General features: G+C 39.3%; 9 protein-coding genes and 1 riboswitch. Of the genes, 8 read left to right on the top strand and 1 reads right to left on the bottom strand.

Going from position 1 to position 12,891, the window contains the following annotated elements; genetic code table 11:
* Positions 1-6 precede the first annotated feature (6 nt).
* Positions 7-1,464 (bottom strand): SulP family inorganic anion transporter, encoded by a 1,458-nt coding sequence (locus JFU50_RS04395; RefSeq protein ID WP_201221856.1) that lies wholly within the window; start codon positions 1,462-1,464, stop codon positions 7-9.
* A 403-nt stretch (positions 1,465-1,867) separates the two neighbouring features.
* Between JFU50_RS04395 and JFU50_RS04390 the strand changes: the two genes are divergently transcribed.
* The 8 genes from JFU50_RS04390 (at position 1,868) to JFU50_RS04355 (ending at position 12,693) form a co-directional block, all read left to right on the top strand.
* A complete protein-coding gene (locus tag JFU50_RS04390; RefSeq protein WP_201221854.1) occupies positions 1,868-4,081 on the top strand; it encodes a helix-turn-helix domain-containing protein in 2,214 nt (737 codons plus the stop codon).
* A 607-nt stretch (positions 4,082-4,688) separates the two neighbouring features.
* A riboswitch (cyclic di-GMP riboswitch) is annotated at positions 4,689-4,779 on the bottom strand.
* A 475-nt stretch (positions 4,780-5,254) separates the two neighbouring features.
* Positions 5,255-6,391: an acyl-CoA dehydrogenase family protein gene (locus tag JFU50_RS04385; RefSeq protein WP_053344797.1), complete on the top strand. Its 1,137-nt coding sequence runs from the start codon at positions 5,255-5,257 to the stop codon at positions 6,389-6,391.
* Between the two features lie 20 nt (positions 6,392-6,411).
* Positions 6,412-7,272: a 3-hydroxyacyl-CoA dehydrogenase family protein gene (locus JFU50_RS04380; RefSeq protein ID WP_201221852.1), complete on the top strand. Its 861-nt coding sequence runs from the start codon at positions 6,412-6,414 to the stop codon at positions 7,270-7,272.
* Between the two features lie 13 nt (positions 7,273-7,285).
* Positions 7,286-8,059, top strand: coding sequence for an enoyl-CoA hydratase/isomerase family protein (locus JFU50_RS04375; protein ID WP_379159096.1), 774 nt, complete (start codon positions 7,286-7,288; stop codon positions 8,057-8,059).
* A gap of 47 nt (positions 8,060-8,106) precedes the next feature.
* Positions 8,107-9,288, top strand: a complete 1,182-nt coding sequence (locus JFU50_RS04370; RefSeq protein WP_201182176.1) for an acetyl-CoA C-acetyltransferase — start codon at positions 8,107-8,109, stop codon at positions 9,286-9,288.
* Between the two features lie 34 nt (positions 9,289-9,322).
* On the top strand, positions 9,323-10,912 hold the full coding sequence (locus tag JFU50_RS04365; RefSeq protein ID WP_207196264.1) for a class I adenylate-forming enzyme family protein: 1,590 nt from the start codon (positions 9,323-9,325) through the stop codon (positions 10,910-10,912).
* A gap of 19 nt (positions 10,913-10,931) precedes the next feature.
* Entirely contained in the window at positions 10,932-11,369 is a 438-nt protein-coding gene (locus JFU50_RS04360) for an acyl-CoA thioesterase (protein WP_056531189.1), read from the top strand.
* Positions 11,370-11,388: 19 nt separating this feature from the next.
* Positions 11,389-12,693 carry an MFS transporter gene (locus tag JFU50_RS04355; protein ID WP_201221848.1) on the top strand — a complete coding sequence of 435 codons (1,305 nt, stop codon included), beginning with the start codon at positions 11,389-11,391 and terminating at the stop codon, positions 12,691-12,693.
* Positions 12,694-12,891: the final 198 nt, after the last annotated feature.

Raw genomic sequence — 12,891 nt, 5'->3', positions numbered from 1 at the left:
TTAAACTTAAGATATTTTACTATCATAAGTGGCGAGCTTTTCAAGCAATTGGGAACTTTCATGATCGAGACCAAGCACCTGAACAGATTTACCATTTAGCCGATATTTATGGACAACCTTATCAACTGCGCCGACTGCAGAAGCATCCCATATTTTTGAATGGGAAAAATCAATGGTGATAGAATCAGCCTTTTCATTTACATCGAACTTGGAAACAAAGTCCTGAACCGAGGCGAAAAATAATTGTCCGGTAGTACGATAAATAATTTTCTTAGCCTGAATGTCCTCTGTTTTTTCAACCGACACTTTAGAAATTTTAGCCGAGAAGAAAATCATGCTCAAGAGAACGCCGGCAAATACGCCTTTTGATAAATCATGCGTATAAAGAACAATGATGACAGTTACAATCATCACAGCTGCATCCGTCTTAGGAGCTAGTCTGAGCCTCTTCAAGGAAGACCAGTCGAATGTTCCTATTGAAACCATAATCATGACTGCAACAAGGGCTGCCATTGGAATTTTAATAAGGACGTCATTCAGTATCACGATTAAAACCATCAAAAAAGCCCCGGCAACAAATGTTGAAAGCCGACCTCTGCCGCCAGACTTAATGTTAATTCCAGATTGACCAATCATTGCGCATCCTGCCATACCGCCGAAACACCCGGCGATAATATTTGCAATGCCCTGGCCTTTGGCTTCCCTATTTTTGTTGCTATCTGTATCGGTCATCTCATCGACAATTTGAGCCGTCAATAATGATTCAAGCAACCCGACAAATGCAAGTGCTATGGAATAAGGAAAAATGATAGCCAATGTTTCAAATGTAAAAGGAATATCTGGAAGCATGAACATTGGAAGTGCCTCGGTCAATTGCCCCATATCCCCAACAGTACGCACAGTGGCCCCTGTTGTAACTGCTACAATAGTCATGAATATGATAGCGACCAGTGGTGAAGGAATGATTTTGGTGATGCGTGGAAAAAGATAGATGATTGCAAGTGAAACTGCCGTCATGACATACATAATCCACGTTTCACCCACGAAATGAGTAAGTTGGGCAGTGAAAATCAAAATGGCTAGAGAATTCACAAAACCAGTCATAACAGGCTTTGGGATAAACTTCATTAACTTTCCAATTTTGAAGACCCCTAGTAAAACTTGCAGTATACCAGTTAAAATTGTTGCTGCAAGTAAATAGTTCAAGCCATGATCTTTTACAAGATCAACCATGACTAGCGCCATTGCCCCAGTAGCGGCTGAAATCATACCTGGTCTTCCGCCGACAAAAGAGATGACGATGGCGATACAGAAAGAGGCATATAACCCTACCATTGGGTCGACCCCGGCAATAATGGAAAAGGCAATTGCTTCAGGAATCAGTGCCAGTGCCACGACAATACCGGAAAGAACATCTCCGCGAACGTTGCCGAACCACTCCTGTTTTAATATAGATGTATTCAAAGAAACACTCCTTTTTTCATTATATATGTGTTTTAATTTGCTTTATTAACGCAATAAATTATAGCATGGCTTATTCATTCTATCTATGGATAATAGAAACCACTAAATATGGGCTATTCATTGATTAGCTTTTTACTTTTGAGACAAAAAGTCTGGATGTCTCACAGAAGGGGAAGAAATACTTTAAGTGAAATGTATTGATAAGGGGTATAGCTGTCACATGCTTGATAGGGAATCTAGGGCATTTTTTCGACTTTGGTGAGGTATGAATCATTGGGTTTAAATGTTTGAATTTCCAAAGACTTCTGTTTACCTTTTGCGATATGTTACTATTAATATACTGATTTTTCTGTATTTACTGTGGGTTATTCTTCAACAATGGATAAGAACAGGGGATGCTCCTATGAATAAAAGTGAGAAGAGAACGAAATTAGTAGAAAAAATTGAAACGCATTTAAGATTGACTGCAAGAAATTTAGTGAAATTCGATACAATTCAAGAAACATTAGATTTTACGGTAGAATCATTTCAACTGGAGTTTTCATGGGATTTCGTGGCAATCGTTTTAAGAGAAGATGATATCTTATATCCAAAAGTATGGAAAGGAGGTTCGCCGCATTTTGCAGATTCCTTTCCAATTCATCTAAGTGAATGCTCTCCGGAGATTCTCGAAGAAGGATGGGATATTAGGAAAGAAGAAAGCAGCCTCAATTGCAAATTTTATAAGTTAATGAAAAATGAAAGAATTTCAACCTGGTTTACTGTACCTTTAAAAGATGATGGAATCAGCTATGGGTTCTGTATTATTGGTTTTCATAATTTCGTTCCTTTAATTTCTGAAGTTGAGCAAATTTTTGTTGAATTTGGAAAAGATGTCGCAGTTGCTATGCAGCTTGCAAAGGAGAAGGAATTTGAGAAACGAAAGTTAAGCAGCATAAGATGGGTCAATGAAAATGTGACCCCGGGTTCATCGATGGAAGAGTTAGTGCAAAAGGTGCTAGAGCTATCATGCCAAGGTACGATGGCAGAGGACGCCTCCATCTATTTGTTCGATGAATCGGAAAACTGTTTTTATTTGCAAAGCCCTTTGATAGGCTCTCCTAAACTGGAAGAAAATATTAGGGTTATAGGAGAGAATGAATTAAGTACATACTTTCCATTTTTTGAAAAATCGGGTGGCTTTCAGTTGTCGGTTCCGTTGGTGGTAAATCTTAAAACTGTGGGAATGATTCATTTAGCCAATAAGGCAATGGGCGCATTCACAGTGGGGGACCTTGAGCTTCTAAAATTTTTATCAAACCATGTGGCCGCATTATTTGAAAACGCTAGATTATATTTAAATGAAATTCATTTAAAGCAGCGGTTACAAAAGATTATGGGCTATCAACAGGAACTGGTCAAAGAGACATTGTACGGGGAAGATTTTGATGTCATCACGGATACCCTCAGCGGGTTGTTGTCCTGTTCAATCATTCTTTTTGATAGATTCTTCAGGTACATCTCTATTCATCTAGAAAACGAGGATGAATATTCACTTCCCGATATATATAGTCTTATTGAGAAAGAGAAAGCGAAAATCGGTAAGGGAAAACGGGGAATATGGCTCGGAGATTATAAAAAGGACTCTACTGCTATTGGTTTTTGGCCTGTAATAGGAAGTGGGGAATTATTAGGCTATTTAGCGATCATCACAAATAAGAATGCTGTGGATGAGGTTACGAATTTAACAATTGGACATGCGCTAAATGTATATGCCATTCAGTTCATCAAACAAAAACTGATCATAGAAACTAAAGAGCAGGTGAAGGACAGTTATATAACTAAACTGTTTGAAGAGAAGATAGAGGATAAGGCTAAAATAGTGGAATACGCGACGCTAATGAACATAGATTTATATCGGCCACACCGGATTGCTGCATTAAAACTGGAAGAGGAATCTTTACTTTCCCATTCGAACCTGATCGAGAGAGAAGCAGAAAAAGCCTCGGAATGGGATCATATGAAAGAACAGCTGTATCTTAAATACAAAGAAATCATCGTGACTAAAAGAGATGATATGATGATTCTCATGATTCCAGTAGAAAGAGAAAAAGACCTGGCTTCCTCTTATTGGGGAGAGTTATATCAATATCTTAGAGAGCAACCGATTTTCAAAAAGCTTTCCTTGACGATTTATATGGGAGTGGGAGGGGCGACAGATAAGCTGGAGGATTATTATTATGCCTACAAACAGGCCATGCATGCTTATAATGTTAGCCGAAATGGCTTCCCGAAAAATGGTCTAGCTATATTTGATGAATTGGGTTCGTATTCTCTTTTAAATAACCTGAAAGACCCTGCACTTGCCGATTTATTTCTGAAAAAGTATTTAGCTCCGTTGATGGAATATGCAAAGGGAAGTGGAGCAGATCTTATGAATACGCTAAGAGCCTATTTATTTAATAACGGAAATCTGAAAAATACCATGGATGTACTTTTCATACACCGCAGTACTCTGCGCTACAGGTTGGAAAGAATTCGTGACATTCTAGACATGGATCTAGAAGACGCAGAAACGCGATTAAATCTGATGATTGCTTATAAACTTCATGATTTATATCAATCCAGCCAGTTATAGACTGACAAAATGTGTCCTCCTCAACATAATCAATGATAAAAGGCCTTGAAGGGGGCTTTTTTTTGTGAAAAATTTTATCTGAGATTCATTAGTAATAGAAGAGTTTATAAGATTCAAGTAGCCTTTTGTGTACTTGCACAAGCTTTCTCTCTTCATCTTACATGATATATGGTGGGATCAAGCAAGCTTTAGAAGAAAGAAGGAAAGAAAGCCAGTGCAGAGGAAAAAGCTACGTGTGAGCGCTTCTGTATCGAAATGATAGGGTGAATAGAATTTAGGTCTATGATCCAAGAAAGAGCAAGCAAGTCTACTCAAAAGTAAGACCAGAAACTATTCTTTATAAATAATGCTTGATTTACATTCGGGACATGTTACTTCTTTATAATGCTTGAAGCTGATCTTTCTAAGATCCCTTCTGGTTAACATAGTGAATACATTATATCTTGCGCCGCATGCACAAGTATATTTGTCTTTAACTATGTGTCTCTCATCTGTATTAGCTGAATAAATAGTAGGAAAAAACATATAAAACCCTCTTTTATCTAATTTTAGGCAAATTAAAAAGGGGGCAAGAAATAAATAATTAATTAATCTAATCAAGATATATCTTGGCAACCCGGCTGCCATGACAACTAAATTGTTGGTTTAGGCCCGTGGCTTTGCGTCTTTTACTTTCATAAAATTTGCCTAAAATAATCTTAACATAAAAATTAACTCGTTTTGGAAGTCCAGAAAAAATACTTATCTATTAAATGGGAAGAACTAATGAGGGAAAGAACAAGTGATAAGCGAACTTTCCTTTGGTGTGGTTCTTCTCGAAGGGGTTTTATTCCAAGATGTAACTGCCAATTAGGAAAAGATAGATATATATTAATTTTATCAGGTAATGGTTCTCTAAATAAGAGTTAGTATTTCCTAGTACAAGGTATTAGTCAGGCTGAATTATGATCATTGGATAAATGGGAAAGCGGTCGCTCAAATATAAAATGAGGGTTATTCAAACTGAGGATATGATACACAGTTGGTTTACACTCTGGATCTCGATTGGTACAAAATGTACGAATTAAAGGGATCCGTTTAGTACGCTATGTACCTATAACTGGTTAATATATGGAGATATAATGACAATTATTAGATAATAAAATAAAAATTCAGTCAATTAGGAGGGCACCTATGGATTTCAACTTAACAGATGATCAGCAAGCGATTGTTTCGATGGCAAGGGATGTAGTGAATGCTGAAATCATTCCACTAGCAAGAGAGTTCGACGAAAGAGAGGCTTTCCCGGTAGAAATCATGGACAAGTTGAGGGAATGTGGACTATTCAATCTATCTATTCCTGAGGAATACGGAGGTCCTGGAATTGATAAATTATCACATGCCTTAATCGTGGAAGAAATAGCAAGAGGCTGTGCTGGCATAGCAACTTCATTGGAAGCTAATTCACTTTCATCTTATCCAATTTTAGTTGGTGGGGATGAATCACTTAAGCAAAAATATTTGAAACGTTTAACCGAAGAAGGGCAATATGCTTCTTTTGCCTTAACAGAACCGGGCGCGGGCAGTGATGTATCTGGCATGTCATCAACTATTGTAAGAAAAGATGGCGGTTACATATTAAATGGGGAAAAGTGTTTTATCACCAACGCAAGTTATGCTCATTTCTATGTAGTACTCGCCAAACAGACGCTTGAAAATGGGGAAAATTCTTTTACGGCTTTAGTTGTCGAAAGAGATTCTGAAGGTATTACGGTTGGTGAAAAGGAAAAGAAAATGGGGCTTAGAGCTTCTAACACAGCTTCGGTTATCTTCGATGATGTCTTTGTACCCCTTGAAAATCGAATTGGAGAAGAAGGAAAAGGTTTTAAGATTTTTATGAAAGCACTTTCTTTTGCGAGGCCGATGGTTGGAGCACAGGCGGTAGGAATTGCACAGGGAGCATATGAAAGCGCTTTAAATTATGCGAAGGAAAGAAAACAATTTAAAAAGCCAATCGCTAATTTCCAATCCATCCAATTCATGCTGGCTGATATGGCGATGACCATTGAAGCATCAAGGTTATTGGTTCATAAGTCTGTCTTTCTCTTGGAACAGGGTACGCCTTCAGCGAAGCATGCTTCTTTCGCTAAATGTTTCGCTGCTGATACCGCAATGAAAGTAGCCGAAGATGCGGTGCAAATTCACGGAGGTTACGGATTCATTCGGGAATATCCAGTTGAGAAGTATTTCCGTGATGCTAAAATCATGCAAATTTACGAAGGTACAAATCAAATACAACGTGTCGTCATTGCAAAAGAGATATTGAGTTAACTAAAAAGGAGGAAATGAAAATGGCAGAGACAATTATCGGGGTCGTAGGATCAGGAACAATGGGGGGAGGAATCGCTCATCAAGCAGCGTTATCCGGTTTCAAAGTAATTTTATGTGATGTAGAAGATCGATTTTTAGATAATGCGATTAATAGAATGGAAACGTTCATGGATAAAAGCGTAGCAAGAGGCAAGATGAAGGAAGAGCAAAAGCCTGAGGTGCTGGGAAGAATCACAACAACGACTAATTTGGAAGATTTAAAGGAAGCCAACTTTGTTATCGAAGCAATCATCGAGAACTTGGAAGCGAAGAAAGCGATATTTTCCCAGTTAGATAACGTTCTTGGCGAAGAAGCGATAATTGCTACCAATACTTCATCGATGTCGATCACAGTCATTGCAGGAGCGACCAAGCGGCCTGAGAAGGTAGCGGGTATGCATTTCTTTAACCCGGCGCAAATCATGAAATTAGTGGAAGTGGTCCGTGGTTATAATACAAGCGATGATACCGTATCAAAATTAATGGAGCTTTCAAGGGCATTTGGCAAAGAACCAATCGAAGTCAAAAAAGACTCGCCTGGATTTATCGTGAACAGAATCATGATTCCGCAATTCATTGAAGCCATCAGATTGGCTGAAGAAGGGGTAGCTTCTTATGAAGATATTGATAAAGCCGTTAAATTGGGATTGAATTATCCAATGGGTCCTTTTGAATTGCAGGACTTTGCAGGTGTCGATATTGGTTTGCACGTCATGGATTATTTTTATGATGAATTTAAAGACGGTCGTTTTGCAGCTCCTCAACTTATCCGCCAAATCGTAAATGCAGGACGTACAGGTAAAAAGGCAGGTGCAGGATTTTATGACCACGACAAAAAATGAGGGGGCAATAAAAGTGGAATTAGAAGTGTTGAAATATGAAATTGAGCAAGGGGTAGCAACTGTTTATTTGAATAGACCCCCTCACAATCCATTAAACTGGCAGTCTTTTAAAGAACTTTCTATGCTTATGGATCAATTGGACCGTGACAGCAGGGTAAGAGCAGTGATCATTACGGGCAGTGGCGATCGATCATTTGCAGCCGGCGCAGACATAAAAGAGATGATGAACCTGACGGAAATGGAGATTCTGCAGAATAATGAAATTTCCCGAGGAGCTTTTGAAAAAATGGAACGGCTGTCAAAACCTATAATTGCAGCTGTAAATGGTCTTGCTTTAGGCGGCGGTGCGGAGCTTGCCCTTGCTTGTGATTTGATTATTTGTTCTGAACGCACGAAATTCGGATTTCCGGAAATTAATCTGGGGATTATTCCAGGAGGCGGAGGAACTCAGCGTTTTCAGCGTTTAGTTGGCCAAAAAGCGGCTAAGGAAATTCTGTATTTTGGAGAAATGTTCTCAGGTGAAAGAGCCTATGAACTTGGTGTTGTTAATAAAGTCGTTCCTGCAGATCAACTGTTGACTGAAGCGAAAGAATGGGCAGTAAAATTGGCAGGTAAATCTTCGATGGCAATGAAGATGATGAAAAAGGCAGTTAATGCAGGCGCCAATACAGACTTAGATACGGCACTGGATATTGAAATGGCTTGTTTTGGTAACACGTTTGCCTCTTCTGACCGTAAGGAAGGCATGCAGGCCTTCGTAGAAAAAAGAAAAGCTATTTTTAAATAACAAAATGGGGGCGCCAGCGTCCCCTTATAAAAGGGAGGATACAAAACATGGCGGGAAACGATATTGTTTTAATAGAGGGAGCAAGAACGGCATTTACTGAATTCGGGGGATCTTTCAAAGATGTTTCAGCTATTGACCTCGGTGTAATAGCTTCTAAGGAAGCAATGACCCGTTCAGGGATAAAACCAGAAGAAGTAGATCAAGTAGTGATGGGGAATGTTATTCAATCAAGCGGCGACGCTGTGTTCCTAGGTAGGCATATTGGATTGAAATCTGGTATCCCGCAGTCAGCACCAGGGCTTACCGTCAATCGTTTATGCGGTTCTGGATTGCAGGCCATTGTATCGGCAGCCCAATCCATCAGACTTGGTGAATCACAAGTTGCCCTTGCTGGTGGAGCGGAAAATATGAGCCAAATCCCTCATGTTATTCGTGGAGCACGTTTTGGAATTCCTCTTGGGCAAGCACCAATGGCCGATTTTCTATGGGAATCCCTATATGATCCATATGGAGATTGCACGATGTCCATCACGGCAGAAAATATTGCCGCAGAGTATGGTATCACCCGAGAAAGCTGCGATGAGTTCGCAGTAAGAAGTAATGAGCGGGCACTAGCCGCCATTGAAAAAGGTTACTTTGGCAAAGAAATTACCCCGGTAGCTATTAAAACAAGAAAAGGCGAAGTGAATATTGATCGGGACGAACATCCTCGTGCTTCAACGTATGAGAAAATCTCCAAGTTAAAAGCACGGTTTAAAGATAATGGGGTCGTTACAGCAGCCAATGCAAGTGGTATCAATGATGGAGCGGCAGCGGTCATTCTAACATCTTCAGATTATGCTGAAAAAAATAACATTAAACCGTTAGCCCGTCTCGTTTCCTATGGAATCTCCGGCGTTGATCCAAAATTAATGGGATTAGGTCCAGTTACGGCTATTCAGCAAGCGCTTTCAAGGGCAGGGATGGATATTAAGGATCTCGATCTTGTTGAAATAAATGAAGCATTTGCTGCTCAATATCTTGGGTGCCAAAAACTGCTTGATTTTGATCCTGAAATTGGAAATGTCAACGGAGGCGCAGTGGCTTTAGGCCATCCGTTAGGCGCAAGTGGTGCACGTATTTCACTTTCCTTAATTTATGAATTGCAAAGACGCGGGAAAAAGTATGGCGTATCTTCGCTTTGTATCGGTGGAGGTCAAGGGATTGCTGCAATTTGGGAAGCAATTTAATGAATCGTTTTAGTTAGTAAAGGAGGTAAGGTATTTGATAGCCAATCATACTGGGACGAATTCTTATACAGTATCACAGGTCTTTAAACATGCGGTTTTAACAACACCGGAAAAAGAAGCAATATTTGATGGGGAAAATCGTCTTACCTATGGTGAAATTGATGTAGAGGCTGATTTATTAGCCTCTGGATTAGTTCAGCTAGGTATTGAAAAAGGCGATCGGGTCGCGGTCTGTTTACCAAATTGGAATGAATTTATGGTTATTTTTATGGCGCTATCTAAAGTAGGTGCGATACTTATTCCTTTAAATATAGATTTCCGCAAAAATGAAATCATTTATATTTTAGAAAATTCGGGTGCTAAAGCTGTTTTTTTCTCAAACACTTTTGGTAAAGTCGATCAATTCCCACAATTGATGGAAGCCCAAAAAAGCATTTCCACATTAATACATCTCATCTCCGTCCGTTTTCAACATGATTCCATTAACAATTATGATCGTTTAATTCAATTAGGAAGAAATCACAAAATATTAAAGACACCTAAAGTGGAAAATGATGATATCTGTGTGATCCTCTATACTTCTGGGACGACAGGCAATCCAAAGGGAGTCATGCTCGCCAACGAGAACGTGGTGAGTATATCAAGAACAGCAGCTTATAAAATGGATTGTAGTCCTAACGATGTATTTTTAATCCCTGTTCCTTTATTTCATATCATGGGCTTGATGTTCATGTTGCGCTCCATTTCCTGTCAGGGAAGACTCGTTTTAATGGAAAAATTCAAAGCGGAAAAGGCATTGGAATTAATTCAGCATGAAAAGGTGACCATTCATCCGGGAGTGCCGACCATGTTTATCCTAGAATTGAATCACCCTAACTTTTCTACATATGATCTATCGAGCTTACGAACCGGGGAAATGGCTGCAGCACCTTGTCCGATTGAAATTCTTCGTCGGATTAAGAATGAGATGAAATGCAATATCCTAGTGGCCTATGGTATGACGGAAACATCTGCAAGTTTATCGATGACGAATTTCGAGGATGATGACCATCTAAGGGCTGAAACGGTAGGCAGAGCGATGCCGGGCGCAGAAGTGAAAATTGTGGATGATAGCCGGGAAGCAGTTCCGCCAGGTGTAGTCGGAGAACTTGCCTGCAAAAGTGCAGGCCTGATGAAGGGGTATTTCCAGATGGAAGAAGAAACAAAAAAGGCTACGGATGAACATGGGTGGTTTTATTCTGGAGATCTGGCCACGATGGATGAAGCAGGATATATCCGGATTGTCGGCCGTAAAAAGGAATTGATCATCCGCGGGGGGTACAATATCTATCCTCGTGAGGTAGAGGATGTCTATTATCAACACCCGAGCGTAATGGAAGCAGCTATCATTGGCTTACCGGATACGGTACTCGGAGAAATCACTTGTGCTGTAATCCGTTTGAGGCCAGGTAAGCAAGCTTCCGAGCAGGAACTTAAAAAATTTGCCGAACAAAGACTCGTGTCATATAAAGTTCCAAACAAATTTGTCTTTATGGATGAACTCCCTATGACATCATCAGGGAAAATATTGAAACGAGAACTAACAAAGCGAATAGAATCAGAGCTCAAAGGAGAATTGCGGTAATAAGGAAGGGGGAGGAAAAATGAGGGAGAATGAGCACAAGTTTATGATTGAATTCGGGGAGACAGATGGAGCGGGTATTGTTTATTTTCCTAATTATTTGAAGTGGTTTGATAATGCAACACATCACTTTTTTCGGTCCATGAATTTGCCCTTAGCGCAATTAAAAGAAAAGAATATTATTTTGCCTTTGATTGATGTGCGCTGTACGTTCGAAAAGCCGCTTCATGAGGATCAATGGATAGTCATTAAGACCACAGTTGGGAAAATGAGTACAAAAACCATTCAATTCATACATGAAATATTTTTGAATGGCGAGAGGGTCAGTTATGGGTATGAACTTCGTGGATGGGTTTTAAAAGGAGAAAATGGGATAGCGGCTCAGCCGATTCCAGAGGAAATAAGGGAACTAATGACGTGTGATGATGTAGTAAATAAGAAAGAAGTGTTAAGTAGATAAAAGTTGGAAGAGGTCGATCATGGGTATGAATTCTATTCAAAAGCAAGGTGTCATTTCAAAGCAAGGTTGGATTATGATTATCCTTTTGTTTTTCTTGACTGTCATTAGTAACGTGGACAAAGCCATCATTGGATTTGCTTCCGTCCAAATTATGGATGAGCTAAACATCACACCCACGCAATGGGGATTAGTGGGCAGTGTGTTCTTTTGGTTATATTCTTTATCAGCTATTTTAATGGGGGCTTTATCCGATAAAATTGGGACCAAACGGGTCATTACCATCATTGCCATCATATGGGCTGTGGTTCAGTTTTCTACTTTTTTTGTTTATAGTTTTCCATTATTATTGGCAACAAGACTTATTTTAGGTGCTGGAGAAGGGCCTGCCTATTCGTTGGCCATGACTTCTGCTTCTAAATGGCTACCTAAACAAAAGCTTAGTTTTGGATTGACGCTTGTTTCGATAGGAGGACCTTTAGGTGTAGCCATTTCTGCTCCTATCTTGATGTATATTATGCAGAGCTTTGGATGGCGAAGCGGTTTTATAGCAACAGCTGTTGTAGGTGTAATTTGGGTTCTCATTTGGTTGAAATTCAGCAAAGAACAACCAGAAGAAAAGGCTTCAACTATATCCACACCGATAGAAATGGACATGGAGGAAAGAGAAAAGGAAACAAAATTCACAACTTCCCTATTTTCGAAAAACTTCCTTTTAATTGCACTTTGTGGATTTGCAACATACTGGTCTTATACATTTGGCCTTAATTGGTTGCCTAATTATTTGGCTAATGTCCGGCAAATCAGTGAGACCCAATTAAGCTTTGCCGTTACAGTTCCATGGATCTTAATTACTCTTTCACAATTATTCTTCTCTTTCTTGTCTGATCGGTTATACAGTAAGACGAATAGTATCATCCGTTCCAGAGTTTTTGTACTCGGTCCTGTCATGATATTAGGATCTGTATGCTATATCCTGGGGACCATGGTTTCTTCTGATATCCTGGCAGTTGGGTTGCTTTCATTAGGGTTAACCTTTGGTTGTATAACTCTTATTCTTGGACCGACGTTGTTAGTAAACCTTATCTCCAAAAGGCATCAGGGTAAAATCCAAGGATGGTTTATGGCGATTGCCTCATTAGGTGGGATTGTGGGTCCTTATATTACAGGACTTTTTGTGGAAAATTCTGTGTCAGCGACGACTGGATTTCAATATTCCTTTTTCACCTGTGCAGGGCTCTTATTCGTTTTTGGAGTCACGGCCTGTATCGGAATACGTCAAAAAAAGAGTCCGGTTTCTGAGGTATCTACCAATACGGCTATATAAGGGGTTTTGTATGAACATTGTGTAAATATACATTTTACAGAAAATATAAAGAATCCATTTTGAAAAAGTTTGATCAAAATGGATTCTTTTTGTTTAAATAGGACTTTCACTTTTATAAAAACGTTGATTAAAATTCGATTTTTCTTCTTAAAGGATATTTAAAAACTTTCAATTTTAAAGCTTCTTAAGTGTTAAATA

The organism is Peribacillus sp. TH14 (genome assembly GCF_016651145.1).
Lineage (GTDB): Bacteria > Bacillota > Bacilli > Bacillales > DSM-1321 > Peribacillus > Peribacillus butanolivorans.
This window is presented reverse-complemented; position numbering and strand designations above follow the sequence as displayed.

Coding starts and splice junctions, on each gene's coding strand:
- JFU50_RS04390 (WP_201221854.1), top strand. CDS start 1,868: ATGAATAAAAGTGAGAAGAGAACGAAATTAGTAGAAAAAATTGAAACG.
- JFU50_RS04385 (WP_053344797.1), top strand. CDS start 5,255: ATGGATTTCAACTTAACAGATGATCAGCAAGCGATTGTTTCGATGGCA.
- JFU50_RS04380 (WP_201221852.1), top strand. CDS start 6,412: ATGGCAGAGACAATTATCGGGGTCGTAGGATCAGGAACAATGGGGGGA.
- JFU50_RS04370 (WP_201182176.1), top strand. CDS start 8,107: ATGGCGGGAAACGATATTGTTTTAATAGAGGGAGCAAGAACGGCATTT.
- JFU50_RS04360 (WP_056531189.1), top strand. CDS start 10,932: ATGAGGGAGAATGAGCACAAGTTTATGATTGAATTCGGGGAGACAGAT.
- JFU50_RS04355 (WP_201221848.1), top strand. CDS start 11,389: ATGGGTATGAATTCTATTCAAAAGCAAGGTGTCATTTCAAAGCAAGGT.